Raw genomic sequence first — 25,621 nt, 5'->3', positions numbered from 1 at the left:
GTATAGCGCAGGAAAGTAGGAGCACTATAACTAAAGACAGGAAACGCACCTTTGGCAGGAGGTTTAAGGATGACAGGCAAGTATAGATTCAGCCTTTGTTATTTAGGGAGCCGTACGCACGGCCCGGAAGCCGAAATCGTTGCGGCGGATATTGTAGTTGTATGTTGCCCAGAATCGATCCGAAATGCGCAGTTCTGCAATAGGTGTAACCCAAGAGCCCCCTCTAAAACCGGCTCCTGCTGCGGTTGTTACTTCGTTGATAGCGCCTGAGGCACCGGGCCAGTTGGCTACCGTGGCATTGCCATCGCCGCTCAATTCCCCGTCGCCGTGCCTGCCGTCGAAAGGATGCGCCGTTGTATGGCCTACACTTACCGCGCGCTCCCACACGTTGCCGCTCAGGTCCATGATGCCCCAGTAAGAAGCACCGGCCTTCTCGCGGTCGGAGGTGGCGGTGGCAAACATGCCTACCCGAACAGGGCCCAAAAGTCCGGTATTACCGTAGTTGGCGTTGGCCCCCTCTGTGTTGCTGCCTTCAGCGGGAGTGCCATCATTTTCTACGGCTGTTACATTTGTGATGTAGTCGCCATTGCCCCAGGCATACTCTCCGCCAACGGCATCCATGTTACCGCGGGCGGCCTTTTCAAACTCCAGTTCCGTCATGGGGCGTAGGCCGGCCCAGTCGGCATAGGCGGCGGCATCCATCCAGCTCAGAAAGCCGCAGGCGCGGTTTGGGGCCTGTGTGGTGGCGTCTCCACTTCCTACTGTCCAACTAATGGTATTACGATTTGCCACTGCGCCAGTAGTTTTGATGCTGCGGGTGTTTTTCTGCGGGGTGGTGAGGGTGTTAAAGAAGTCCACCCACTGCTCCTCCGAGATTTCATACTTCATGCAGTAGAAAGCCTGGAAACCCTTTGGAAATGAAGCCGGAATAGAAAAGGTGGCACCATTAGCCAAGGTAGTATAAGAGGTAGCCGTGTAGTAATATCCGTTTGATGCAACGTTAGCAACAGAGATAGCCGCCTCGCTTGTTATATCCCATGGGCGGGTATCGCCTGAGCCCTTTTTGAAAGCACCGCGGGAAGTACCGAAATCCCCGGCGTAAAAAGCGCCCTGCGGTACGTACACCATTTCGATGGCAAACACTTTCACGGTTACCAGGGCACCGTCTGTGAGGCCGCTGGCGGCGTAGTCCCACTTCAGGCCCACATCCGTGAGCGAGAAAGTGCCCGAGCCAGGGCCGGCGCGATAAATAAAGGCGCCCATACCATCGGCAGGCGCGTCTATCGTGGAGCCGGTGGGGGCGGTGTGGCCGCTCGGTTTCAGTTTGGCGTGGTACCACTGCTGGCTGCCGCTGGGCTGATACTTTACAAATACCCAGGCTGCGTCCCAGTTCTGCTGGCCCACAGAGAGGCGCCAGGAGTTGTCCCAGCTGATGTTGAAGTTGACGGTGGTGGTTTTTTCGGTGGGGTTCTGGTTGCTCAGTGCAACATTGCTTACCCGGATGTTGTTTGCAGAAGCTGAAAAACAAACCAGAAAGCTAAAAAATAAAAGTAAAAACCGGTACATGAGCTAAAAGCTTATTGCTGAAATCGGTGCAAAAGTATAGCAATCAGCCCATATAACACAGGTAAAATATTGTAGTACAATTAAATAATTATACTATATGGTTTTTGCTATATATTTTAAATGCCAATAGTACAAGTCTTTAAAGAGGAGTGTCTTTGAGTATATGTTTAGCTGCCAGGTGATTATCGAAGGCTGATTTTGAAATGTCTGGATGATAGTATAATTGCGCTGTGCTGAAAGCGATAACAGTGTCGATACAGAAAATAAGTAAAGGAGTGCAATTTTTACAGGAACACGATGTCCTTCACCACGTTGCTGCCCGCCTCTGTATTCAGGATTTCCACCACCTTGCTCTTCGACATATTGAGCTCGTGCTTGAGCGGGGCAGAGGTGAGCTTCACGAACAGTTTGCCTTCCTTAAAGTATAACTGCTGCGTTTTCAGGGCAATGGGCTTGCCCATGATCTTTTCCCAGTTCTGCACCAGCTGCACCTCGCTCAGCTTGCCGTCCAGCCGGTAGGCCTGCATCAGCGCCTTCAGGCTCTCTCCAATCGGTTGGATGTCAGCCTTGCGTTTGTCAATCGCCTCTTTCTTCTTGTAGTAGCGCATGGGTTTAATTTTGAATGAGTGGATGTTGTTAAAGGTAGCGGTCAAAAACTGAGTAAAAGACCTAACCCATTAGTAGCAGAACTTAATATATATTCCTTCTGGTTTGGCTTTACCCATGCTGTCTCAAGCCCTTCATTGTAAAGTTTGACAGCAGCTTTTACTTCCTTGTTATACTTAATAGTAAACGGAACTGTCAAAAGACATAATCCTGCGCCGACACCAGCTAGATTCCAGTTTGGCTCTTTTCCCGAAATATGCATGCCTAAAGAATAACCAACGATAAACCCGCCTGTACCCGCCATAACAGATGTTATAGCTCTTGTTTTGTCAACACCTCTAAAGCGTTCATAAGCTTCAGTATTGGTCTTTAGTAGGTTTTTAACCTCACCTTTAGAAAGACGGTACCCGTTATTGGAGAAGACGAGCCCCCTGGCCGAATCATATACTTCTATTTCTTTAATTGGCGCCTGTGCCTGAAGATCCAAAGCCAGAGCCAGCATGGCGGCAAAGGCAAGTATAAGTTTATTCATTTTGTTAATGGTCTGTGGGGCGCAAGTATTTTTATAGCATTAAATCACATTTAGTCGCTAATCACCTTCACCACTCCTTCCTTCACCTCAAATCTACGGATACTTTCCGAGAGGCCTTCGAGAATTCTGTCGGTGCGCTCCAGGTGGGTGTCGGTCAGGAAGATCTGGCCGAAAGTATGGGCGGCCACCATTTGCATGAGCTTGGTAATGCGTTTTTCGTCGAGGCGGTCAAAAATGTCGTCGAGCAGGAGCAGGGGCTTGTGGTGCTGCCGCTGGTCCATCACCTCGAAGTGCGCCAGCTTCAGGGCGATCACATAGCTTTTCTGCTGCCCCTGCGAGCCGAAGCTCTTCACCGGGTTGCCGTCCATCAGAAACACGAAGTCGTCCTTGTGCGGTCCCACGGTGGTGCGCTGCAGGGCCAGGTCCTTGCGCTCGGCCTGCTGCAGCCGGTAGGCAAAGTCACTGCCCTCCAGCTGGCTTTTATAAGTGAGCGTTACCTCCTCGTGGCTGTCAGAGATGTGGCGGTAGTGCTTCTGGAAAATCGGCACAAAGTCCTGCAGAAAGCGCTGCCGTGCCTGCGCCAGCTCCTCGCCCAGTGGCACCAGCTGCTCGTTCAGGATCTGCAGGTAGTCGCGGTCGTAGTAGTTGCGCTCGGCAAACTGCTTTAAAAGCGAGTTGCGCTGCTTGAGGATGTAGTTATACTGAATGAGCTGCTCCAGGTACACGTGGTCGAACTGCGACATGAGGCTGTCGAAGTACTTGCGGCGCTCCTCGCTGCCCTCCCGGATCAGGTCGGTGTCGTAAGGCGAGATAAGCACCACCGGGAAGCGCCCGATGTGGTCGCTGATCTTCTCATAAACGGCCTTGTTGCGCGTTACAGTCTTCTTCTGCCCCTGTTTCAGGCTCACCTGCACCGTTTGCTTCTCCCCTGCAATATCGAAGCGGCCCTTCACCATAAAGAAGTCCTCGCCCTGCTTTATACTTTGCACATCGGTGCCAGGGAAGGCGCTCTTGGTCATGGAGAGGTAGTGGATGGCGTCGAGCAGGTTGGTCTTGCCGCTGCCGTTGTCGCCGATAAAGCAGTTAATATGCTCCGAAAAACTGAGGGCAGCGTCGTCGTAGTTTTTGAAAAACAGCAAACTGAGGTTTTCGAGGAGCATTAAATTTCCAATTGATATCTTTTATCCTTAATTTCGCGTGACAAACCGTTTAAGGCTTATATTTGCCCCAGTTTTAGGCTTTTAAGCAAAGTATAAACGGACATCTTTAACGTACTATAGACTATTACTCATGGCTGATACGAAAGAAAAGGCAAAAGCGAAGTCGGCAAAAGCAAAGGTACAGGCTGAGCCAAAGTTTTCAAAGGAAACATACATGTGGTGGTTTGAGAAGATGAAGCTCATGCGCCGCTTTGAGGAAAAATCCGGCCAGCTGTATGGCCAGCAGAAAATCAAAGGCTTCTGCCACCTCTACATCGGTCAGGAGGCTTGTGCGGCCGGTGCCGCCAGTGCCCTGCGTAAAGATGACAAGTGGATTACCGCCTACCGCGACCACGCACACCCATTGGCATTGGGCACCAGCCCTAACGCGATCATGGCCGAGATGTTTGCCAAGATTACCGGTTGCTCCAAGGGCAAGGGCGGTTCGATGCACATCTTCGACAAGGAGGTGAACTTCATGGGCGGCCACGGCATTGTGGGCGCACAGGTGCCGCTTGGCGCGGGTATTGCCTTCGCCGAGAAGTATAACAATACGGGCAACGTGTGCATCACGTACATGGGCGATGGTGCGGTGCGCCAAGGTGCCTTCCACGAGGCCCTGAACATGGCCATGACCTGGAAGCTGCCAGTAATCTTCGTTATCGAGAACAACGGTTACGCCATGGGTACTTCCGTGCAGCGTACGTCTAACGTAACGGAGCTTTATACTTTGGGCGAGAGCTACGACATGCCTTCTGAGCCAGTAGACGCGATGTCTGTGGAGGCTGTGCACGAGGCGGTGGCCAGAGCTGCTGAGCGCGCCCGCGCCGGCGAGGGACCAACCCTGCTCGAGTTCAGAACTTACCGCTACAAAGGCCACTCCATGTCTGACCCTGCCAAGTATAGAACCAAGGAGGAGCTGGAGGACTACAAAGGCCGCGACTCGATAGAGTCTGTGAAGGCTACCATCCTGAAAAACGGCTGGGCGACAGAAGAGGAACTGGAAGCCATCGACGACAAGGTGAAGCAGCAGGTGGCAGAGTCTGTGAAGTTTGCCGAGGAGTCTCCTTATCCGGAGCCGGAAGAACTGTACACCGACATCTACATCGAGCCGAACTATCCATTCATCATGGACTAAGGCACATTATAGACCAAAGCAGGAATTAAAAAGTATAAATTTGGTGTTTAGAAACTGAAAGTATTGATTCTAATTACTTTTAATTCATACTTTTGAAGTTATAATACATTAACACACGGATGGCAAAAGAAACAGTTAAGAACCACAGCGAATTTGAGGAGCTGGTTGAGAACCCTGATGCACTGGCGCAACGCCTATATGGCTCAGAGGACTTTGTGAAGAAAAACAAATCGAAGCTGCTGGGGGTATTCATCGCTATCGCTGCTGTTATTGTAGGCGGTTTCCTGTACTTTAACTACCGTAGCACCCAGAATGTGGAGGCGCAAAACTCCATGTTCCAGGCCGTTTACTACTTCGAGGCTGACTCGTTGAGCAAGGCGCTGAACGGAGACGGCCAGAACCCGGGTCTGCTGGAGATAGCAGACGAGTATAGCAGCACAGACGCCGGTAACCTGGCAAATTTCTATGCTGGTGTGGCGCTGTTAAAGCAAGGTCAGTTTGCAGAGGCGGAGGCGCGCCTTAAGAAGTTTGAGTCTGATGATTACCTGCTGCAGGCCCGTGCCTATAACTTAACCGGCGACGCGCTGCTGGAGCAAGGCAAGCACGGCGAAGCGGCTGACATGTACAAGAAAGCTGCCAGCCACAACGCTAACGAGTTCTTCTCGCCGCAGTATCTGCTAAAAGCAGGCTTTGCGTATGAGGCTGGCAACAACTACAGCGCTGCTGTGGGGGTGTATGATCAAATCATCAAAGACTATGTGGCTTCTGCGGAAGTTACGGATGCTAAAAAGTTTAAGGCACGTGCCGAGGAACTGGCAGGCGGTAAGCAAGCAGAGTAGTAAACTTATACTTGAATAACACAAGAAGCGCTTCTGTTTAGGCAGAAGCGCTTTTTTATTGGTATTTTGGCAGCTGCAAAGTATAAAGTGCTCCGGCAGCAGGTATAAAAGTATAAAATCGCGGATGCGCCGGGGATGACCTTTAAACTGCGAATCACGAATAACTAACATCGAGCAACGAATAACCAGAACGAAGTATGGCCACAGCATTAAAGAACCTGAGCGATTACAACCAGAATAAATTTACCGACATCTCCCAGAAGACCTTTGGCATTGTAGTGGCAGAGTGGCACGACGATATAACGAGCGTGTTATGCCAGGGCGCCGTGGATACCCTGCTGAAGCATGGTGCTAAAAAAGAGAATATCTACATCAACACGGTGCCAGGCAGCTTCGAGCTAACCTTGGGGGCACAGTTTCTGGCCTTGCAAGAGGAGATAGACGCCGTGATTTGTATCGGTGTGGTTATAAAGGGAGATACCAAGCACGACGATTACATCAATAATGCCGTAGCAAACGGGCTCACCAACGTCGCCCTGAAGTTCAACAAGCCGGTTTCGTTTGGGCTTGTCACCACCAATACCCTGGAGCAGGCCCTGGAAAGAGCCGGAGGCAAGCACGGCAACAAAGGAGTAGAAGCCGCAGCAGCTGCCATTGGCATGCTGAGCTTTTAAGCACGAGCTTAAACTTTTACCATTGCCAGGCGCAAGCACCTCTGCCCCTCAGAGCTGCGCTCGCTACCTTCGAACTCGCGTTCTTGGTAGTCTAAGGAGGGGAGTCTGTGATTACTAAAGCTGAAGTATAAGTTTTATAGTCTCAGTTATCGCGCGGACAGGTCACGACCTGTCCCTACAAGTATAATCTCCCCTCCGGAGAGAGGAATTTATACTTCATACTTCTCCTGTCATCTCGAGCTGCGCGAGAGATCTTTCCGGAATTCTAATCAGATCTCTCCCAAAGGTCGAGATGACAGCAGGGCAGCGGCTAAAGGCATAAGCGGACGCTTGCGCCAAAGAAAGTATAAATTGGCAAGTATAAAAGTATACCCAAAGTATAAAGGGGGCAACGCAAGTATAGATCAAAGTATAAATGGCTCTGCAGCCCAGCCGAGGCACAGACTCTACACCATAATTAAGACTCAAGTATAAATACTTGCGCCATGCGAGAAGGAAATACAGCTGTCGCTGCTAAACCCAAGAGAAAACAAAAGTCCCGCTTTAGAAACTAAAGCGGGACTTTTGCATAAACATAGTCTAGAAACTATAGCCGACTGTAAGCCCCGGCCTGAAGCGGACACCACTGCCCACCAGGTTCAGGAAACCAAGGTCAAAGTCATCCTTCGTTCCGGACTTCACCTTCAGGCTACCGCCATTCACACCTAAGCCCATAAACAAATCAACTGCAATGCCGCTGTTAAAAATCCACTGGTTACCGATAGCCACGCCGGCTCCTAGGGGTTTATAAGAAGCCTCGTAAGTTTTGCCTTCTTCCTCATCGTCTACTGTAAGCTTGTAGTCCAGGATGCGCCCGTAACCGGCTACATAGGCACCCCTCGGGGCCTCTTTGGTTTCGGAGAGGTAGTAGCGCACCTCCGGGGTAAAGCCATGTCCGCTAAACTTCACATCCTTGTAAGAAGCCCCGGTGGTGAACGCGCCCAGCTGGGCACTCATGTGCGGGGCAAAGGCCACTTCCACAAAACCAGAGGCCGTCAGCACGAAGGGGCTGAGCACGTTAGCCTTCAGCACAACCGTGCGGGAGGGCTCTGCCTGTGTGCGGCGCACCTGTGCAGAGGCAGAAGACAAAGCTGACACAAAAAGAATGGCAGCGAGCAGGAAAGTAAATCTCTTCATAAAGCAGTCATTTTAGCAGCCTAAAGGCCGTAGCAGCGCCTCCGCAACTATCGTTCCAGAGGTGAGCGGCTGAAATTAAAGTGATTATCAATAATAAAAAAAGGTTAAATAGTTGACGTCAATAGTAAAGTATTGAGAATACTCTTATTTTTGCAGCAATTTTAGCACACCCTAGGTCTCAAAAATGGATCTTGGCTAAGATTTTGTAAGAGTTTAGCAAGTTAAACTATAACTGTGCGTCTGGTGTTATGGACGCATACGCCAAATTTAGTTTATAATTACTAACAGGGGTTAGTAGTCTAAGGGGTAAAACTATTTCACAGTTAACGCAATGAATACAAACGAAGAAAGACAGCGCTATTCAAGAGAAGAGCTTGCTGAGTTTGAAGAGATCATCCTGGAGAAGCTAGCCAACGCTCGTAAAGAGGTAGCCTTTATTAAGGAGACCCTGAGCCGTCGCAATGACTCTGGCACTGATAACACAGCCTCTCCGTCTAAGATGCTCGAGGATGGTGCGGATACAGCGGAGAAGGAAAGCCTGAACCAGTTGGCTTCCCGCCAGATGAAGTTTATCCAGCAGCTGGAGAACGCGCTGATAAGGATTAAGAACGGCACGTACGGCGTTTGCATCGTAACGGGCAAGCTGATCCCTAAGGAAAGGCTGCGCGCGGTACCGCACACCCAGCACTCTATCGAGGCCAAGCTTCAGCGTAACGATTAGTAGCTAATTTCCTTTGGATATACTGCAACACCATATTCAGGCACTTGTTTTCTGTGCCCAGTCGCCCATCAGCATTGAGGAGATTCAGCGCTGCCTGCAGGAGGCGCTGGGGATGGAAGAGGTGCTGGTAAGCGATGTGCTGGAAGCCGTGGAAGCCATAAACGAGCGGCTGAAGGAGCAGGGCTTTGCCTTCCAGATCTACGCGATTGGGGGCGGCTACCAGTTCCTGACCAAGCCCGAGTACCAGGATACGGTCAGCACTTATCTGAAACACAAATCGAAGAAGAAATTGTCAGCGTCTGCTTTGGAGACGCTGGCTATCATTGCCTATAAACAACCCATCACCAGAAGCCAGATGGAGCAGATACGCGGCGTAGGCTGCGACTATGCCGTCCAAAGGCTGCTGGAGAAAGAACTGATCGAGATAAAGGGCAAAGCCGACACCATCGGACGCCCTGTGCTTTACGGCACCTCGCAGAAGTTCATGGACTATTTCGGAATCAACCACATCAAAGACCTTCCGCAGCTAAAAGATTTCGCCACCGAAGAAAACACCATTGGCGAATCAGCCGATTAGTCCTGAAAGTACAAGCATTTGTATTGAACTATAGCTTACCCAATTCCATTATTACTGCACAACCAAAGGTACAGTAGCGATACTGCATCACTAAATAAATAGCAATGGCAAAATTTAACGAAAGACCTGGCCGCGACAACGCCGGCGAAGGCAGAAGAGGAACTGACAGAAACCGTTCTGACAGACCAAATAACGACCGCGAAGGCAAGAAAATCTTTAACAGAAGAGATAAATACGAAAGATCTGGCGACGAAGGGGAAGGACGCGGAGAGCGCCGCTCGTTCGGAGACAGACAAGACAGAAGAGATAACGACCGCAAGCCGTTCAATACTGACCGCCGCGAGGGGGGTGAAAGACGCTCTTACGGCGATAGGAGAGAAGGCGGGGAGCGACGTTCCTTTAACGCTGACAGAAGAGAAGGGGGCGAGCGCCGCAGCTACAACGACAGGCGCGAGGGAGGCGAGAGACGCAGCTTCGGCAGCGACCGGCCAAACCGCGAAGGCGGCGAGCGCAGACCCTACGGCGACAGAAGAGAGGGAGGAGATCGCGGAGAACGCCGCTCGTTCAACTCTGACAGGCCGGAAAGACGCGACAACGACAGAAAAAGCTTTAACTCGGACAGACGTGATGACCGCCGTGGCGGAGAGCGCCGCGAAGGAGGCGAGAGACGTTCTTACGGTGATAAAAGAGAAGGCGGGGAACGCCGTTCCTTCAATTCTGACAGAAGAGAGGGTGGCGAACGCCGTTCTTTCAACAGTGACCGCCCAAGACGCGAGGATGGCGAACGCCGTAGCTTTAACTCCGACCGCCGCGATGAGCGCAGAGGTGGGGAAGAGCGTGGCGAGCGTCGCTTTAACCGCGATGGCAAGCCTTCCTTTGGCGAGAAGCGCAGCTTCCGCGAAGACAAGGGCGAGCGCGAGGTACGCAGCTTTAGCTCTTCCAGAGGCCGCTCTAATGACCGTTCCAACAGAAACGAGGAGCCGCAGCAGGCGCCAGACTATAACCTGAGCCGCTACAAGAACAACCCGCGCATCAAGAAAAGCAACCGCGAGGAAGAGGAGAATGACGGAACTATCCGCCTGAACCGCTACATCGCCAATGCAGGGGTGTGTTCCCGCCGCGAAGCGGATGTGCTTATCGAGTCGGGAGAAATCCGGGTGAACGGTGAGGTGATTACGGAAATGGGCTATAAAGTACAGCCTACCGATAATGTGCACTATGGCAAGCAGCTCCTGAGCCGTGAGAAGATGGTATACGTGCTGCTGAATAAGCCAAAGGATTTCCTGACGACTACGGACGATCCGGAAGGCCGCAAGACGGTGATGAGCCTGGTGGGCAATGCCTCCAAGGAGCGCATCTTCCCGGTAGGCCGCCTTGACCGCAACACCACCGGCCTCCTGCTGTTCACCAACGATGGAGAGCTGGCGCAGAAGCTGACGCACCCATCCAATAACATCAAAAAAATCTACCAGGTAGAGCTGGACAAGCCCATCACCAAAGCCGACTTTGTGAAAGTAGCCGAAGGCGTGGAGCTGGAGGATGGCAAAGCTGAAGTGGACGACGTGGCGCTGCTGGGAGAGTCTAACAAGTTCCTAGGGTTGGAGATACACATCGGCCGTAACCGCATTGTGCGCCGTATTTTCGAGCACCTGGGCTACGACGTAGTGTCGCTGGACCGCGTGCAGTATGCCGGCCTGACCAAAAAAGACCTGCCGCGCGGCGACTGGCGCTACCTTACCGAGAAAGAAGTGATCCAGCTAAAGTATTTCATGTAAGCTGCATGCGCGACCTGGCCATTGATATAGGGAACACCGGCACCAAGTATGGCATCTTCGAGGAGGGCGCCCTGGTGGAGCAGGGCTATTTTGAAGGACAGGACCAACTGCCGCCCGCGCTGCAATCCCAGACATTTGAAAGTGCCATTGTTGCCTCGGTGGGTGCAGGCGCAGAAAGTATAAAAGCAAGGCTGTCTGTTGCGGGTAAGCTATTGGAGCTAACCCCACAGGCAGCCTTGCCTGTTATTAACCGCTACAAAACCCCGCAAACGCTGGGCGCCGATAGGATTGCCGCCGCCGTGGGGGCCAATTACCTGTTCCCGGGGCGCAACTGCCTGGTGTTTGACGCGGGCACCTGCATTACGCATGATTTTGTGGACGCGCAGGGGCAATACCAGGGCGGGGGGATAGCGCCCGGGCTCCGGATGAAATTCAGGGCCCTGCATACTTTTACAGAGCGGCTGCCGTTAGTACAGCAAATCGACGAAAATTTTCCGCTGACGGGGCAAAGTACCCAGGAGTCCATTCTGAGCGGTGTTTTGGCCGGCAGCGTGGCCGAGCTCAATGGTTTTATCCAAGCCTATACCGAAAGAGCTGCCGATTTAGTGGTTATACTTTGCGGGGGCGATGCAGGATTTTTTGAAAAAAAGTTAAAAGGACGCATCTTTGTAATTCCTGAACTGGTCTTGATCGGGCTTCACAGAATATTGACATATAATGCATAAGACACTCCGAGTACTGATAGGCTTCGCGGCACTATGCCTGACGCAGGTGGCCCAGGCGCAGCTTATCGGCAATACGCCCTACTCACGCTACGGCATGGGCGAGGTCAATGAGATTTACGGCAGCATTCGCGGGGCTGGTATGGCCGGGGCAGGCATTAGTGCGGGAAACAGCTTTCAGCCGAACACGGCTAACCCGGCTTTGCTATACTATAACAGCATCACCAACTTCGATTTCAGTGGGGCAGGGCAGTTTAAAACCGTAAAGAGCCAGTACGCTTCGCAGCGCGACGGTAACGCCAACCTGTATAATCTTTCGCTGGCCATCCCTATCTCCAGGCGCTGGACTACGGCTGTCGGGCTGCGTCCTTTCACTACAATCAACTACGAGATTAACTCTTCCTCTGAGGTGGAGGGCAACCCGCAGGCCAGCATTTTGCGCAAGTACTCCGGCGAGGGCGGCCTTTCGGAGGCATACTTTGCTCACGGCATCCGGCTGTTCGGCGGGCTGACCATCGGCGGTAGCGCCTCTTACCTGTTCGGCAACACCATCACCGAAACTGGAACCAACGTGCAGGACCCGGAGCAGGCAAGCGCCAGCATCGTGAACATCACGCGCGTGGATCGCACTACCTACAGCGACTTCATCTTCCGGGCGGGCATCAACTACAGGCAAAAGCTCAAAGACAAGCTGAACATGAGCGTGGGCGGCGTCTATACTTTTGCCGCGGACCTGGAGGCTGAGCGCGATGTGTCGCTAGAGCGCCGCGGGCCGGATGGCAGCCTTCTGCCCGACCAGTCGGGGGCGGGCCTGATTACGTACGAGGACACGCTTAGCAGCTCCATCCACCTGCCAGCCAACTGGCGCGCCGGCATCAGCATCGACAACGGCAGCAACCTGACGGTGGCGGCAGACTTCAGCACCTACGAGTGGTCAAAGTATAAATCCTTTGAGGGCGGCAACGACAACCTGAAGGACAGCTACAGAATGGCCCTGGGAGCAGAGTATACGCCTAACGCCAACGCCATCGACAGCTACTTTAAGCGCATCACCTACCGCGGAGGCCTCTACTACAACGACACGCAGTACCGCCTGAACGGAGAGGATATCAAGGACATGGGCGTAACGGCTGGCTTCACATTCCCGCTGGGCCGTGGCACTATTTACGACCTGTATCTGTTAAACCTATCGTTGGGGTACGGCCAGCGCGGCACCACCGACAGCGGCCTGATAAAAGAGGATTACCTGCAGTTCGGCCTCGGCTTTACGGTAAACAGCCGCTGGTTCCTGAAACGCCGCATCGAGTAGTAGTCAAGCATAGCTATAAAGTATAAAGGCCGTTCTTGGAGCGGCTTTTTTTATGGCAGGCGGTTACCCCATCAGATAAAGTATAAAAATTACTACCTTCACAGAAACCGAAGTATAAAACATCAATGCGAAAAGCATTTTTAGTGGTGCTGGCTGTTGTGCTCACCGTGGCAGGCTTTGGCTGCAAGCGGGAAACCAAAAACCCCGACGAGGAAGAGCGCTACACCGGCCCGACCATCGAGAACCATGACGTGACCACGCTCTACAGCGACTCGGCCAAGCTGCTCATCAAGCTGCAGGCGCCTGTGCAGCAGGAGTTCGAGAACGGCGACGGCGTTTTCCCGGACGGCTTCTATGTGGAGTTCTACGACGAGGACGGCACCCTGGAGTCGACGCTGCGGGGCAACTACGGCAAGCAGGACCCGCGCAAGAGCCTGTACTACGCCCGGGGAAACGTGGTGGTGGACAACCTGAAGAAACAGGAGAAGCTGGAGACAGAGGAACTGTACTGGGACCGCAACAAGGCACAGATCTATACCGACAAGTTCGTGAAAATCACCACCCCGGAAGAGATACTGACCGGCAAAGGCCTTACGGCAAAGCAGGACATGTCGCGCTACTCCATTAAGCAGGTGACGGGTAAATTTAATTTTAGTGAACAATGAACCGAAGGCTCCTTTACGTGATTTTGCTATCGCTGTCTTTTGTGACGATGGTGATAGGCGCGCACCGCAGCATAGTGGAAGACGACTTTGCAGGCAACTACTGGATCTTCATGATCGGCCTGGTGCTGTTTATCCTCTACAACTATGCAAAAAAGAAGGACAGCGGCGCCTAAGTATGTTTGAGCTCCATAACCCATGATAGACCCCAATCAGATCATACTGCTATGCGTGGCGTTGCTGTTCTCGGCCTTTTTCTCCGGTATGGAGATGGCGTTTATGGCGGCCAACAGGATACAGATAGAGCTGAGCGATAAAAACGGCGTCTTCTCAGGCCGCATCCTGTGGCACCTGCTGCAGCGCCCCACCCGCCTGATGGGCACCACTCTGATCGGCAACACCCTGGCCCTGGTGCTCTATGGCTTCAGCATCGCCAGCGTGCTGCACCAGCTGCTCTACGCCTACCTGCCCGACCCGCTGCAAAACAGCTTGCTCATACTTATACTTCAGATACTTATCGCCTCGGTGGTGGTGCTGCTCACTGCGGAGTTTTTACCCCGCAGCCTGGCGGCCATCAACCCGAACAAGCTGCTGCAGGTGCTGGCCATACCCTTTGTGGTGCTGTACTACCTGCTGTCGCCGGTGGTGGTGCTGATTGTGGGGCTGAGCAAGTGGGTGGCCGAGAAAGTATTTAAAATTGAGTTTTCGGAGGAGAAGCCGGTGTTTGGCTTTACCGACCTCAACGCCTTTATCAAAAACCGCCTCTACCACCCCGAGCAGGAACATGCCCCGGACATAGACCAGGAGATTTTCCATAACGCCCTGGAGTTTAAGACCGTGAAGGTGCGCGAGTGCATGGTGCCCCGCACCGAGATTGAGGCCGTGGAGGTAAACGACCCGCTGCAGGCACTGCGCGAAGCCTTTATTGAGACCGGCCACTCCAAGATTCTGGTGTATGAAGACAGCATCGACAACATCATCGGGTACTGCCACCAACTGGACATGTTCCGCCAGCCGCAAAGTATACGGGAGGTGCTGGCGCCGGTAAGTATGGTGCCCGAGAGCATGCTGGCCAGCGAGCTGTTTGTGAAGTTTGTGGCCGAGCACCGCAGCGTGGCCGTGGTGGTGGATGAGTTTGGCGGCACCTCGGGCATCGTCACCGTGGAGGACGTGATAGAGGAAATCTTCGGCGAGATTGAAGATGAGTTCGACAGGAACGAAGGGCTGCTGGAACAGGTTATACCGGATAAGGGCATGTACATCCTGAGCGCGCGCCATGAGATAGACTACCTGAACGAGAAGTATGAGCTGGACCTGCCGGAGGGAGATTACGAGACGCTTGGCGGGCTGTTTTTCTCGGCTTTCGGGGAGATACCCATGCCGGGCGATAAAGTTACAGTGCAGTCTTTCACCATCACCGTGCTGACGATGGACGAGAACCGCATCGATGCCGTGAAGCTGGTAAAAAACACAGATTTTCAGGCAGATGCCAGAAGTTAAACAGCAGGATAAAAATTTTGAATTTTAGGCTGATTAACCTTATTTTGCACAATCCTTTTATAAGTAACATAAAGAATGGCATTAATTAACAAGATTAGAGAGAAGTCTGGTTGGGCTGTAGGCGCCATTGCCATCGGGCTTGGTGTGTTCGTGGTAGGCGGCGACCTGCTGGGGCCAAACTCGAGGCTGCTGGGCGGCAACGCAAACATAGTAGGTGAGATAGCCGGTGAGGAGATTGACTACCAGGAGTTTGACAACATACTACAGCAGGTAAAGGCTGACTACGAAGGCCGCGTGGGCCGTACTGCCACAGAAGGCGAAATGGCCATGCTGCGCGAGCAAGCCTGGAATCAGCTGATCTTTAAGATTGTGCTGGAAAAGGAATATGACCGACTGGGCCTGGAGGTGACAGACGAGGAACTGGCCGACATGGTACAGGGCAACAACATACACCCTGCCGTAATGCAGGCTTTCGCTAACCCGCAGACAGGCGAGTTTGACCGTAACCAGGTGCTCCAGTACCTGCAGAACCTGGACCAGACCGGTACACGCTCCATGTGGGTTAACTTTGAGCAGAGCATTGCCGAAGACCGCCTGCAGAGCAAGTACGCCAACCTGTTCAGCAAAACAGCCTACGTAACTGGCGCGGAGGCAAAGAGCTTCTACCAGGCGCAAAACTCCGCCGCCACCCTGAAAGTGTTGTTTGTGCCCTACGGCTCTATCTCTGACTCTGCCGTTTCGGTTACAGATGCCCAACTAAAGGATTACTACCAGCGCAACAAAGAGCTTTACAAGGTAGAAGAAGGCCGCACCATTGAGTTTGTAACGATACCTGTTGCCGTTTCGGCAGAGGATAGCACGTACTACAACCAGGAGATTGCTGAAATCTCCAAGCAGTTTGCGAGCACCACCAACGACTCTGCCTTCGTTAACGCTAACTCTGACATGCCTTTCAGCGGAGCTTACGTGAACCCAGGCGAGTTGCCAGAGGAGCTGCTGAAGCAACTGCCGCTGGAGAAGGGCAAAGTATACGGCCCTTATACTACCAGCAGCAATGTAACGCTCTACAAAGTAAGCGACATCAAAACAGCAGATAAGAACGCAGTAAGAGCCAGCCACATCCTGATTCGTCCGGAAAGCGATACCCCGGAGGACAAGGCTGCTGCCAAGGTGAAAGCGCAGGATGTGCTGACGCAGCTTAAAAACGGTGCTGACTTTGCACAGATGGCCGCACAGCACGGCTCAGACGGTACTGCCTCCCGCGGTGGCGACCTGGGCTGGTTCCCGGAAGGGCAAATGGTGCCGGCGTTCGAGAAAGCCGTATTTGGCTTTAGCGGTACAGGCCTACTGCCAAACCTGGTGGAGACAGAGTATGGCTACCACATTGTGAAGGTGACAGAGCCTAAGACAAAGCAATCCTATAAGATAGCTGCCATTACGCGCAGCCTTGAGCCAAGCGAGACAACCCGCGACGCAGCCTATGCCGTTGCTGACGAGCTGGCCGGCACAAGCGGTAACACAGAGGAGTTCAGGAAGAACGTAGAAGCAAACAAGTCGCTGGTAAAAGAAGAGGCCGCCCACATTGGCAAGAACCAGGTACTGGTAAATAACCTCACCAGTGCACGTGAGCTTGTTCGTTGGGCTTATGCCAAAGATACCGACATCGGTGACGTATCCCCTGTATATGAAATCAACGACCAGTTCGTAGTGGCTACCTTAACAGGCAAGCGCGACAAAGGGTATGCCTCTGTTGAGGATGTGCGCGAGGAGCTGACCGCAGCCGTTCGTGACGAGCTGAAGGCAAAGCAGATACTGGACAAGCTGAAAGGCCAGCAAGGCTCTGTTGATCAGATGGCCGCTGCCTATGGTCCGGATGCCATCGTGCGAACTGCCGACAACGTAACGCTTGCTTCTAACTCTATCCCGGGCATTGGCGTGGAGCCAGTAGCAGTAGGCAAGGCCTTCGGCCTGAAGCCAGGTAGCCGCACGACCCCGTTTGAGGGCGAGGCCGGCGTGCTGGTGGTAGAGCTGACAAGCCTGAACCCAGCTCCGGAGATCGATGATTTCTCTAACGTGAAGCAGCAAATTCTGACAACCCGCGCAGGCCGTGCCGAGACGCGTGCGTTTGAGGCTCTGAGAGAAAAAGCCGACATAAAAGACAACCGCGTACGCTTCTTCTAAGCCAACCGGTTATACTTTATACAGAGAGCCACTCCCCCACAAAGGAGTGGCTCTTTTTTATACTTTAAAGTGTGGCTATACTTTAGGCAGGCCAAAACCAAACCGATTGTGTATCTTCATAGTTAAGAGAAAAGAGACGTATAGGTAGGGGCAGGCTTTTCGTTTTAAGATAACTATGCACAAGAACATCCTTTATACTTTGCTGATAGCACTGGCGGTGCTGCTGGCGGTTCCGGTGGCGGTAGCCCAGCAGCAACAGGACCTGGAGCTGGCGCGGCAGTACTTCAGCCAGGGCGACTACGCCAAGGCGGAGGAGTTGTATGGCAAGCTGATCGACAACGATCGGCTGTTCCATGCCGTGTACCCCGACTACCTGAAGACCTTGCTGGCCCAGCGCAACTATAAGGAGGCTGAGAAACTGGTGAAGCGAACCGCGAAGCGTTTCCCCGATAACCCGGGTTATGAGGTGGACCTGGGGCGGGTGTACCAGGCGGCAGGAGACAAGTCCGCGGCAGAAAAGCAGTTCGACAAGCTGCTGGCAAGTATGAAACCCGAGGCAGCGGTGGTGGTGGCCAATGCCTTTATGCAGCACGAGATGTTCGATCATGCCGAAAAAGCCTACCTACGCGGGCGCCAGATCAGCAACGATAAGGCGGCTTTTACCCGTCCGCTCATCGCGCTGTACGCCTACCGCCAGCAAACAGAAAAGCTGATGCCCGAGGTGCTGAACCTGCTGGAGGAGAATGAGAGCGAGCTGGGGTATGTGCAGAGCCGCCTTCAGGGCAGCCTGCAGGAGGAAAAGAACTTCGACGTGCTGGAGAAAGAGCTCATCATGCGGGTGCAGCAGAACCCGGACAAGCTTGCCTATAGCGAAATGCTGATCTGGCTCTACATCCAGCGGAAGGATTTTTATAGCGCGCTGATGCAGGCCCGCGCCGTGGACAAACGCACGCGAAGCGGCGGTACCCGCGTTATGGAGCTGGGGACCATCAGCTTAAGGAACCAGGATTACGAGGGGGCGATTGAGGCATTCCAGTACATGGTAGAGGAGTACCCGGACGGACCGTACTACCTGATGGCGCGCCAGCGGCTGATAAACGCCCGCGAGGAGCAGGTGGAGAATACCTTTCCGGTAGACAAGGAAAAGATACTGGCGCTGATTACAGACTATGATGCGCTGCTGAGCGAGGTGGGCCGCCGCCCCGAGACAGTGGAAGTGCTGCAGCACATGGCCGGCCTCTATGCCTTCCACCTGGATGAGAAGGAGAAAGCGATCGCGCTGCTGCAGGAAGCCATCGGCATGCCCCGTGCCAACCCGGCCCTGGTGGCAGACAGCAAGCTGACGCTGGGGGATATTTACCTGCTGAAGGGAGAGCCCTGGGAAAGCACGCTGCTATACTCGCAGGTGGAGAAGTCGCACAAGGAGACACCGGTAGGCCATGAGGCCAAGCTTCGGAATGCCCGCCTGAGCTACTACAGGGGCGATTTTGAGCTGGCGCAGGCGCACCTCGACATCCTGAAAATGGCCACCAGCCGCGAGATTGCCAACGACGCCATGGACCTGAGCCTGCTCATCACCGACAACACCGGCCTGGACACCTCTACCGTGGCGATGAAAGAGTACGCCGCCATCGACCTGCTCATCTTCCAGAACAAGCTGCAGGAGGCCTTAACCGCCCTGGATGGCATGCTGCAGAAGTACCCCGGCCATAGCCTGACTGATGAAATATACTTTCAGAAAGCGACTATATTTGAGCGGATGGGCCAGTTCAGCCAGGCGGTGGAGAGCCTGCAGAAGATCGTAAGCAACCCGCAGTACGATATCCTGAGCGACGACGCCCTGTACCGCATGGCCTATATCTACGAAGAGAACCTGAACGACAAGGAGAAGGCGCAGCAGCTGTACAACGAGCTGCTGGTGAAGCACCAGGGCAGCGTGTACGCGGCAGAGGCACGCAAGCGCTTCCGCAACCTGCGCGGCGATAAGCTGAACTGATCTCTGTTAAGAGAAGAAAATAAAGAGGATAAGTATAAAAACCAGGAAGAACCCATACATGATCAGGTCCAAAGAGTAGTTTTTATACTTTTCGTAAGTTTCTCTGAATCGTTTCACCACTATTCCTGTTAAGGTTGCAAAAGTAGCAAAATAAAGCGTGAAGGGAAATCAGACCAAGCAGGTGCAGGTTAAATTAACTACCTTTGCGACAGAACAAGTATAGTGCAGCAAGAGTTTATGGAGAAAAGGTGGGTTATTAGCCCGGAGGCACCGGCAGAGGTAGTGCAGCGGCTTGCAGAGGAGCTAAAAATAAGTGCCACATTGGCTTCTGTACTTTGCCAGCGCGGCATCTGCACCTTCGACGAGGCCCGGCACTTTTTCCGCCCCTCCCTGCAGGACCTCCACGACCCCTTCCTGATGAAGGACATGGACCGCGCCGTGAACCGCCTGAACGAGGCCCTGCACCGCAACGAGCGCATCCTGGTTTATGGCGATTACGACGTGGACGGTACCACCTCCGTGGCCCTTATGTACGGCTTCCTGCGCAACTATACTTCCAGCATCGATTTTTACATTCCCGACAGGTATAAGGAAGGCTACGGCGTATCAAGCCAGGGCATTGACTGGGCGGCCGAGCATGGCTTCACACTCATCATCAGCCTCGACTGCGGCATAAAGTCCGCCGACAAGGTGGCCTACGCCTCTACCAAAGGCATCGACTTCATCATCTGCGACCACCACCTGCCCGACGAGGACATCCCTCAGGCAGTGGCGGTACTGGACCCCAAGCAGGTGGATTGCCCTTATCCCTACAAAGAACTCTCCGGCTGCGGGGTAGGCTTTAAGCTGCTGCAGGCCTTCTGTATGCAGAACGACATCGACCAGCGGGAGGCTTACCGGCTGCTGGATCTGTTGGTGGTAAGTATAGCCGCCGATATAGTCCCTATTACTGGGGAAAACCGCATCCTGGCATACTTCGGACTCAAGTACCTGAACGGTCCGCAACCCATGCGCCCCGGCTTGGCCGCCCTGAAAGAGCTGGCCGACATCCGCGGGGAAATGGACATTACCAGCATTGTGTTTGGGTTTGCGCCGCGCATTAACGCCGCCGGCCGTATGGGCGATGCCAAGAACTCGGTGCGGATGCTGCTGGCCCAGACGAAAGAAGAGGCCTTTAAAATGGCTGACATCATCAACGAGTCGAACAAGGAGCGCCGCGACAAGGACAGCAACATTACCAAAGAGGCGCTGCAGATGATAGAGCAGGATGATTTTCTGCGTAACGCGAGCTCCACTGTGCTATACAAAGATTCCTGGCATAAAGGCGTGATCGGGATTGTGGCCTCGCGCTGCATCGAGCATTACTACCGCCCCACCATTATACTTACCCAGTCCAACGGCAAGGCCTCTGGTTCGGCCAGGTCGGTGCATGGCTTTAACGTGCACGACGCTATTGAGAGCTGCTCTGACCTGCTGGACCAGTTTGGCGGCCATATGTATGCGGCAGGTCTTACGCTGCCAGTAGAGAACATCCCGGCCTTCAGGAAGCGCTTTGAGGAGGTAGTGGCCAACACCATTACCGAAGAGCAGAAAATACCGCAAATAGAGATTGACGCGCCGCTCAAGCTAAACCAGATTACCCGCAACTTCTACAACATTGTGCGGCAGATGGAGCCCTTTGGCCCCGGCAACATGCGTCCGGTGTTCGTGTCGGAGTGCGTGTATGATACCGGCAGCGTGCGTGTAGTCGGCGACTCGCACCTGAAGCTGCGCCTAACCCAGGACGGTTACTTTAACATCGATGCCATCGGCTTCGGGCTGAGTGATTACTACGAGAGAATCAGCAAGGGCATCCCATTTGATGTTTGTTATACGATTGAGGAAAACGAGTTCCGGGGCGTCATCACGCTGCAGCTCCGCATCAAAGACATCCGCATAAAATAAGAAAAGGCTCCCGGTAAAGGAGCCTTTTATGCTTTGGCTATACTTTTATAGCTCCTGCTGGCGCAAGCATCCGCTTGTGCCTTTCCTGAACTGCTGTTTTTCTCTTCGCTGGTGCGGTTTGCAACCCGTGCCTTCCTATATTCTCGGATTTGCAATCCGGGTGGCTTGAAAAGCCATACTTATACTTTGGCTATACTTTTATACTTGCCAACCTATACTTTATACTTCCCTAGCCGCTGCTTCCCACAACTGGACACAAGCTATACTTCCAAACCACAGTTCCTCCTCTAGTTCCCACCAACCTAATGTTTCACCTCTGACTTTGTTGCCCTCCCAGGCCGGGAGGCCTCGTTTTCCCGCTCGGCGCTGGGAGCTTTTCCTTTGCTCCTGACGTCGCAATGCCTCACTCACGTTCGGCACCGGAAAAACTCGCATAGGCGCCTCACAGAAAAACTGGAAACTGAAACGATAGCTCCTGCCCTTACTATGCAACAAGTATAGACTGTCCCCTGGAGGACAAGCGAGAACGAGAGTTCGAAGCTTGCGAGCTGCGCGCAATAGGGGTGTAATCGTCTGCAGATAATTCCCCTCTCGGGAGGGGCTGGGGTGGGTTTATACGTTGTAGGGACAGGTCGCGACCTGTCCGCGCGAGAGCTATGGAGTCTATACTTCAGCCAAAGCAGTTACAGACTCCCCGCCTAGCCAAGGAGGGGCCAGGGGTGGTTGGACCCGGTAATGCCAGCATAACTGGCTGAGAGAGCCAGGCAAAGGTGAATTAATCGCGGCTCTTACTTTATACTTCTTACATATGCAGTAGCGAGAGGCACCCGATGCCACACACATCCGCTCTAAATCAGCTATAGCTACCTACAAATTAACTCCTGCGATAAACGAACAACGATCAACGAAAAACAAAACCTACGGCAGCGGCTGCAGATGCTTTAGCTGCGAGAGCGGGCTTTCCTGGTCATAGCGGTTATGGACGATAAACTCGGGCACGCACAGCTGGCGCAGTTGCTCGAAGTCGCCGGCAAAAAAATTAATATCCACGGCAGCATCTATACCTGCCACGGAGCCGCGGTCGGTAAATTGCCAGAACATCCAGTTGTCGGTGTGGTACGTTTCGGGTTTTACATCGCTGTAGCGCGCAATCCAGAATTTATACTCCGGGAAGTGGCCCTTCAGGTAGCGGCGGTAGTAGTTCTGGCCGGTGTAAATGATGGGACGTACGCCATAGTAGGCTGTTACGGCCTCCAGCCATGTCCTCACATCCTTGCGCAGTTGCTCCGGAGAAACGTTTTTATCCATTACCTCCAGGTCCAGCACGGGCGGCAGGTCGCCGGGCTCCAGGTTCACGGTGCTTGTAAAAACCTGTATTTGCTCCTCAACCGGCGCGGTGGGCCTGTAGAAGTGATAGGCACCGCGCTTAATGCCATGGCGCTTGGTTTCTTCCCAGTTGCGGGAAAAGAAGGGGTCCTGCCAGTAGCTGCCTTCAGTTGCTTTTATAAAAGAAAAGGCCATGTCCGACTGGCTCACCAGCGTCCAGTCAATCTCTTTCTGCCATCTCGATACGTCTATGCCCCTTACCACGGTGGTGCTGTTACTCTCTGAAGAAGCGGCTTTGGGCTCGTTGGCAGAGGTACCACCAGAAGCTGTGGCTACAGCTGCAGTGCCACAGACCAGCAAAGCCGAGAGGATAAGCCTCCGGCAGGCGGGGAACAATAAACGTAAGGTCATAAGTAAGTAAGGTTGAAGATTGTAAGCGTGTATCAAATTAAATATTAAATTCAGATGAGGCAATAGTTGGTTAATAGGATTATATAGATTGTTGGATTTGTTTTAATAGTATTCTTTTAATATATAATAGGTAATGTAAAGCGGTCGCTACCTGGCATTCTCATTGCAGGAAGACGGCATTATGCGTAATTTAGCCACGATGATATTGAGAGCTGAACACCTGATAAAGAAATATAAATCCCGCACCGTTGTAAATGACGTAAGTGTGGAGGTAAACCAGGGCGAAATTGTGGGGTTGCTGGGGCCTAACGGTGCCGGAAAAACCACATCTTTCTACATGATTGTGGGCCTGGTGAAGCCAAACTCCGGCCGGATTTACCTGGACAAGGAAGACATAACGGATTTGCCCATGTATAAGCGGGCCAAGCGCGGGGTAGGCTACCTGGCGCAGGAAGCCTCCGTGTTCCGGCAACTGACGGTGGAGGAGAACATCCTGTCGGTGCTGGAGATGACGAACCTACCTAAAAAGGCGCAGTATGATAAGGTGGAGGAGCTGCTGGAGGAGTTTTCGCTGACGCACGTGCGCAAGAACAAGGGCATTGTGCTGAGCGGCGGCGAGCGCCGCCGCACCGAGATTGCCCGGGCCCTGGCCGTAGACCCTAAGTTTGTGCTGCTCGATGAGCCTTTTGCCGGCGTAGACCCCATTGCCGTGGAGGAAATCCAGAGCATTGTGGCCAAGCTGAAGAACAAAAACATCGGCATTCTCATCACCGACCACAACGTAAATGAGACTCTGTCCATTACCGATCGCGCTTACTTGTTGTTTGAGGGCAAGATCCTGAAAGCCGGCACCGCCGAAGAACTGGCAGCCGACGAGCAGGTGCGCCGCGTATACCTGGGCAAGCATTTCGAGCTGAAGCGGAAAATCTAATTAAACTGTTAAGATGTTCGATGGTTAAATTAGTAAAGCAGGCAAATGAGAGAGCAGAAATATCTGAAATTAAATGATATGAAAGCTCACATGGTCAGTTTCGCCTGAAGTAACGAAGTCCGAGATTTGGCGGTGATGCGGAGCCAACTAGCACAAAACAAAGTCAATAGCTTGGGCAGGTATACCAACAACAATTTAACCATTTAACAATTAAGCCTTTATCCTTTGGAAATACTAAATTCAATACTGACGTGGGTGATGAAGAAGCGGATCCATGATATTGATCTGTTTCGGAAATACCCGCATGAGGTGCAGCTGGAGCTGTTTCAGGACCTGATCAGCACGGCAAAGAGTACAGAGTGGGGCAAAAAGTATGGCTACGGCGATAGCATGAGTGTGCAGGAGTTTCAGGAGCGGGTGCCCATCAGCACCTACGAAGACCTGTACCCTTACATTGAGCGCATGATGAAGGGCGAGCAGAACGTGCTGTGGCCCTCCAAGATCGAGTGGTTCGCCAAATCTTCGGGTACGACCAACGCCCGCAGCAAGTATATTCCCGTTAGCCCGGAGTCGTTGGAGGACTGCCACTACAAAGGCGGCAAGGACATGCTCTCCATCTACGTCAACCTCTACCCCGATACCAAACTCTTTACCGGCAAGGGCCTCTCTATTGGCGGCAGCCACCGCCCCAGCGAGTTCAACGCCAAGGTAAACTGCGGCGACGTGTCGGCGGTGATCATGCAGAACCTGCCCATCTGGGCCGAAGCCATGCGCACGCCTCCGCTAAAAGTGGCCCTGATGGACAAGTGGGAGGAGAAGATAGAGAAGATGGTGGAGGTAACGGTGAAAGAGAACGTGACCAGCCTGAGCGGCGTGCCCACCTGGACCTATGTGCTGCTCAAGCGCATCCTGGAGGTAACCGGCAAGAGCAACATCCTGGAAGTATGGCCCAACCTGGAGCTGTTCACCCACGGGGCAGTGGCCTTTGGCCCGTACCGCCAGCTGTTCCGGGAGCTGATCCCATCCAGCCAAATGAATTACCTGGAAGTATACAATGCCTCCGAGGGTTTCTTCGGAATACAGGACCAGGCCGGCACGGAAGACGAAATGCTGCTGATGCTGGACTATGGCGTGTACTACGAGTTCATCCCGATGGACCAGCTGGAGGAGGAGCACCCGAAAACGCTGACGCTGGACCAGGTGGAGCTGGGGAAGAACTATGCTCTTGTAATCTCGACCAACGCCGGCCTGTGGCGCTATAAAATCGGCGATACGGTTCGTTTTACCAGCTTAAGCCCATACCGCATCAAAATTTCGGGTCGCACCAAGCACTTTATCAATGCCTTTGGCGAGGAGGTGATTGTGGAGAACGCAGAGGTAGCCATCACCGCTGCCTGCGATGCCACCGGGGCCGTAATCTCTAACTTCACGGCTGCGCCGATTTACCTGGAGAGCGATAAGCGCGGCGGGCATGAGTGGCTGATTGAGTTTGAGAAGGAGCCCAACGACCTGAAACGGTTTACCCAGGTGCTGGACCAGAAGCTGCGCGAGGTAAACTCTGACTACGACGCCAAACGCCAGAACGACATCGCCCTGCAGGAGCCGCTGGTGCATGCCGCGCCTGTAGGCACTTTCCTCAACTGGCTAAGCCACAAAGGCAAACTGGGTGGCCAAAACAAAGTACCCCGCCTCAGCAATACCCGCGAGTACCTGGAGGAAATAATGGAAGTGAACGGACTTTGAGAAGTTAGAAAGTTAGAGAGTTTGGGAGTTAGAGAGTTGGGAAGTTAGAAGGTAGTCTAATCGCTTTCCTTGCTGTCATCTCGAGCTGCGCGA

General features: G+C 53.2%; 23 protein-coding genes. 17 read left to right on the top strand and 6 right to left on the bottom strand.

All coding sequences use genetic code 11. The features are described 5' to 3' along the window. Nucleotides 1-102 precede the first annotated feature (102 nt). The 4 genes from C8N40_RS01060 to recF all read right to left on the bottom strand — a co-directional run bounded on the left by C8N40_RS01060 (nt 103) and on the right by recF (nt 3,864). Complete coding sequence (locus C8N40_RS01060) at nt 103-1,566, bottom strand: formylglycine-generating enzyme family protein (protein WP_108209962.1); 1,464 nt, start codon at nt 1,564-1,566, stop codon at nt 103-105. A gap of 284 nt (nt 1,567-1,850) precedes the next feature. After that, on the bottom strand, nt 1,851-2,219 hold the full coding sequence (locus tag C8N40_RS01055; protein WP_245904935.1) for a DciA family protein: 369 nt from the start codon (nt 2,217-2,219) through the stop codon (nt 1,851-1,853). Continuing rightward, nucleotides 2,216-2,704, bottom strand: a complete 489-nt coding sequence (locus C8N40_RS01050; RefSeq protein ID WP_108209961.1) for a hypothetical protein — start codon at nt 2,702-2,704, stop codon at nt 2,216-2,218. The genes C8N40_RS01055 and C8N40_RS01050 overlap by 4 nt, the downstream gene beginning before the upstream one ends. Nucleotides 2,705-2,754: 50 nt before the next feature. Then, the gene (recF, locus tag C8N40_RS01045) at nt 2,755-3,864 is read right to left on the bottom strand and encodes a DNA replication/repair protein RecF (protein ID WP_108209960.1); all 1,110 of its coding nucleotides are present in this window, start codon (nt 3,862-3,864) and stop codon (nt 2,755-2,757) included. 130 nt (nt 3,865-3,994) lie between these two features. Here recF and pdhA point away from each other — a divergent pair, with 130 nt between their 5' ends. The 3 genes from pdhA (at nt 3,995) to ribH (ending at nt 6,554) form a co-directional block, all read left to right on the top strand. Then, nucleotides 3,995-5,041, top strand: a complete 1,047-nt coding sequence (gene pdhA / locus C8N40_RS01040) for a pyruvate dehydrogenase (acetyl-transferring) E1 component subunit alpha (RefSeq protein ID WP_108209959.1) — start codon at nt 3,995-3,997, stop codon at nt 5,039-5,041. A 119-nt stretch (nt 5,042-5,160) separates the two neighbouring features. Then, on the top strand, nt 5,161-5,880 hold the full coding sequence (locus C8N40_RS01035; protein WP_108209958.1) for a tetratricopeptide repeat protein: 720 nt from the start codon (nt 5,161-5,163) through the stop codon (nt 5,878-5,880). Nucleotides 5,881-6,077: 197 nt separating this feature from the next. Then, nucleotides 6,078-6,554 (top strand): 6,7-dimethyl-8-ribityllumazine synthase, encoded by a 477-nt coding sequence (gene ribH / locus C8N40_RS01030; RefSeq protein ID WP_092100777.1) that lies wholly within the window; start codon nt 6,078-6,080, stop codon nt 6,552-6,554. Between the two features lie 579 nt (nt 6,555-7,133). On the opposite strand, the gene C8N40_RS01025 is transcribed toward ribH, so the two are convergent. After that, a complete protein-coding gene (locus C8N40_RS01025) occupies nt 7,134-7,730 on the bottom strand; it encodes a DUF3575 domain-containing protein (protein ID WP_108209957.1) in 597 nt (198 codons plus the stop codon). Nucleotides 7,731-8,061: 331 nt separating this feature from the next. On the opposite strand from C8N40_RS01025, the gene C8N40_RS01020 reads away from it, so the two are divergent. The 12 genes from C8N40_RS01020 (at nt 8,062) to C8N40_RS23245 (ending at nt 21,408) form a co-directional block, all read left to right on the top strand. After that, a complete protein-coding gene (locus tag C8N40_RS01020; RefSeq protein WP_092100775.1) occupies nt 8,062-8,451 on the top strand; it encodes a TraR/DksA family transcriptional regulator in 390 nt (129 codons plus the stop codon). A gap of 13 nt (nt 8,452-8,464) precedes the next feature. Next, nucleotides 8,465-9,028: an SMC-Scp complex subunit ScpB gene (gene scpB, locus C8N40_RS01015; RefSeq protein WP_108209956.1), complete on the top strand. Its 564-nt coding sequence runs from the start codon at nt 8,465-8,467 to the stop codon at nt 9,026-9,028. A gap of 104 nt (nt 9,029-9,132) precedes the next feature. Further along, nucleotides 9,133-10,803: a pseudouridine synthase gene (locus tag C8N40_RS01010; RefSeq protein ID WP_108209955.1), complete on the top strand. Its 1,671-nt coding sequence runs from the start codon at nt 9,133-9,135 to the stop codon at nt 10,801-10,803. Nucleotides 10,804-10,808: 5 nt separating this feature from the next. Continuing rightward, on the top strand, nt 10,809-11,528 hold the full coding sequence (locus tag C8N40_RS01005) for a type III pantothenate kinase (RefSeq protein ID WP_108209954.1): 720 nt from the start codon (nt 10,809-10,811) through the stop codon (nt 11,526-11,528). Beyond that, the gene (gene bamG, locus C8N40_RS01000) at nt 11,521-12,834 is read left to right on the top strand and encodes a BamG family beta-barrel-assembly machinery protein (protein ID WP_108209953.1); all 1,314 of its coding nucleotides are present in this window, start codon (nt 11,521-11,523) and stop codon (nt 12,832-12,834) included. Before C8N40_RS01005 ends, bamG begins: the two co-directional genes overlap by 8 nt. A gap of 125 nt (nt 12,835-12,959) precedes the next feature. Beyond that, a complete protein-coding gene (gene lptC / locus C8N40_RS00995; protein ID WP_108209952.1) occupies nt 12,960-13,499 on the top strand; it encodes an LPS export ABC transporter periplasmic protein LptC in 540 nt (179 codons plus the stop codon). Continuing rightward, nucleotides 13,496-13,672: a hypothetical protein gene (locus tag C8N40_RS22530; protein ID WP_170113989.1), complete on the top strand. Its 177-nt coding sequence runs from the start codon at nt 13,496-13,498 to the stop codon at nt 13,670-13,672. The genes lptC and C8N40_RS22530 overlap by 4 nt, the downstream gene beginning before the upstream one ends. A 22-nt stretch (nt 13,673-13,694) precedes the next feature. Beyond that, entirely contained in the window at nt 13,695-14,996 is a 1,302-nt protein-coding gene (locus tag C8N40_RS00990) for a hemolysin family protein (RefSeq protein WP_108209951.1), read from the top strand. A 75-nt stretch (nt 14,997-15,071) separates the two neighbouring features. After that, nucleotides 15,072-17,177: a peptidylprolyl isomerase gene (locus tag C8N40_RS00985; RefSeq protein WP_108209950.1), complete on the top strand. Its 2,106-nt coding sequence runs from the start codon at nt 15,072-15,074 to the stop codon at nt 17,175-17,177. Nucleotides 17,178-17,352: 175 nt separating this feature from the next. Continuing rightward, the gene (locus tag C8N40_RS00980; protein WP_108209949.1) at nt 17,353-19,173 is read left to right on the top strand and encodes a tetratricopeptide repeat protein; all 1,821 of its coding nucleotides are present in this window, start codon (nt 17,353-17,355) and stop codon (nt 19,171-19,173) included. A 237-nt stretch (nt 19,174-19,410) separates the two neighbouring features. Then, complete coding sequence (gene recJ, locus C8N40_RS00975) at nt 19,411-21,117, top strand: single-stranded-DNA-specific exonuclease RecJ (RefSeq protein WP_108209948.1); 1,707 nt, start codon at nt 19,411-19,413, stop codon at nt 21,115-21,117. A gap of 165 nt (nt 21,118-21,282) precedes the next feature. After that, nucleotides 21,283-21,408: a hypothetical protein gene (locus tag C8N40_RS23245; protein WP_281259486.1), complete on the top strand. Its 126-nt coding sequence runs from the start codon at nt 21,283-21,285 to the stop codon at nt 21,406-21,408. 627 nt (nt 21,409-22,035) lie between these two features. Here the strand turns inward: C8N40_RS23245 and C8N40_RS00965 are convergent. Then, on the bottom strand, nt 22,036-22,854 hold the full coding sequence (locus C8N40_RS00965) for a glycoside hydrolase family 25 protein (RefSeq protein ID WP_108209946.1): 819 nt from the start codon (nt 22,852-22,854) through the stop codon (nt 22,036-22,038). A 199-nt stretch (nt 22,855-23,053) separates the two neighbouring features. Here C8N40_RS00965 and lptB point away from each other — a divergent pair, with 199 nt between their 5' ends. Next, nucleotides 23,054-23,785: an LPS export ABC transporter ATP-binding protein gene (gene lptB, locus C8N40_RS00960; RefSeq protein WP_108209945.1), complete on the top strand. Its 732-nt coding sequence runs from the start codon at nt 23,054-23,056 to the stop codon at nt 23,783-23,785. Nucleotides 23,786-24,010: 225 nt separating this feature from the next. Next, a complete protein-coding gene (locus tag C8N40_RS00955; RefSeq protein ID WP_483878506.1) occupies nt 24,011-25,528 on the top strand; it encodes a GH3 auxin-responsive promoter family protein in 1,518 nt (505 codons plus the stop codon). The last annotated feature ends 93 nt before the right edge of the window (nt 25,529-25,621 follow it).

It is taken from the genome of Pontibacter mucosus (genome assembly GCF_003054055.1).
In the GTDB taxonomy this organism is placed as follows: domain Bacteria; phylum Bacteroidota; class Bacteroidia; order Cytophagales; family Hymenobacteraceae; genus Pontibacter; species Pontibacter mucosus.
The sequence above is the reverse complement of the archived record's forward strand: the minus strand, read 5'-3'. Positions and strand labels throughout refer to the sequence as shown.

Excerpts from the sequence above, each read along its gene's own strand:
- C8N40_RS00965 (WP_108209946.1), bottom strand. The coding sequence starts at position 22,854 with ATGACCTTACGTTTATTGTTCCCCGCCTGCCGGAGGCTTATCCTCTCG.
- C8N40_RS01020 (WP_092100775.1), top strand. The coding sequence starts at position 8,062 with ATGAATACAAACGAAGAAAGACAGCGCTATTCAAGAGAAGAGCTTGCT.
- lptC (WP_108209952.1), top strand. The coding sequence starts at position 12,960 with ATGCGAAAAGCATTTTTAGTGGTGCTGGCTGTTGTGCTCACCGTGGCA.
- bamG (WP_108209953.1), top strand. The coding sequence starts at position 11,521 with ATGCATAAGACACTCCGAGTACTGATAGGCTTCGCGGCACTATGCCTG.
- C8N40_RS01035 (WP_108209958.1), top strand. The coding sequence starts at position 5,161 with ATGGCAAAAGAAACAGTTAAGAACCACAGCGAATTTGAGGAGCTGGTT.
- lptB (WP_108209945.1), top strand. The coding sequence starts at position 23,054 with ATGATATTGAGAGCTGAACACCTGATAAAGAAATATAAATCCCGCACC.
- C8N40_RS22530 (WP_170113989.1), top strand. The coding sequence starts at position 13,496 with ATGAACCGAAGGCTCCTTTACGTGATTTTGCTATCGCTGTCTTTTGTG.
- pdhA (WP_108209959.1), top strand. The coding sequence starts at position 3,995 with ATGGCTGATACGAAAGAAAAGGCAAAAGCGAAGTCGGCAAAAGCAAAG.
- recF (WP_108209960.1), bottom strand. The coding sequence starts at position 3,864 with ATGCTCCTCGAAAACCTCAGTTTGCTGTTTTTCAAAAACTACGACGAC.
- recJ (WP_108209948.1), top strand. The coding sequence starts at position 19,411 with ATGGAGAAAAGGTGGGTTATTAGCCCGGAGGCACCGGCAGAGGTAGTG.
- C8N40_RS00985 (WP_108209950.1), top strand. The coding sequence starts at position 15,072 with ATGGCATTAATTAACAAGATTAGAGAGAAGTCTGGTTGGGCTGTAGGC.
- C8N40_RS01050 (WP_108209961.1), bottom strand. The coding sequence starts at position 2,704 with ATGAATAAACTTATACTTGCCTTTGCCGCCATGCTGGCTCTGGCTTTG.
- C8N40_RS01010 (WP_108209955.1), top strand. The coding sequence starts at position 9,133 with ATGGCAAAATTTAACGAAAGACCTGGCCGCGACAACGCCGGCGAAGGC.
- C8N40_RS00990 (WP_108209951.1), top strand. The coding sequence starts at position 13,695 with ATGATAGACCCCAATCAGATCATACTGCTATGCGTGGCGTTGCTGTTC.
- C8N40_RS00980 (WP_108209949.1), top strand. The coding sequence starts at position 17,353 with ATGCACAAGAACATCCTTTATACTTTGCTGATAGCACTGGCGGTGCTG.
- C8N40_RS01060 (WP_108209962.1), bottom strand. The coding sequence starts at position 1,566 with ATGTACCGGTTTTTACTTTTATTTTTTAGCTTTCTGGTTTGTTTTTCA.
- ribH (WP_092100777.1), top strand. The coding sequence starts at position 6,078 with ATGGCCACAGCATTAAAGAACCTGAGCGATTACAACCAGAATAAATTT.
- C8N40_RS01005 (WP_108209954.1), top strand. The coding sequence starts at position 10,809 with ATGCGCGACCTGGCCATTGATATAGGGAACACCGGCACCAAGTATGGC.
- C8N40_RS01025 (WP_108209957.1), bottom strand. The coding sequence starts at position 7,730 with ATGAAGAGATTTACTTTCCTGCTCGCTGCCATTCTTTTTGTGTCAGCT.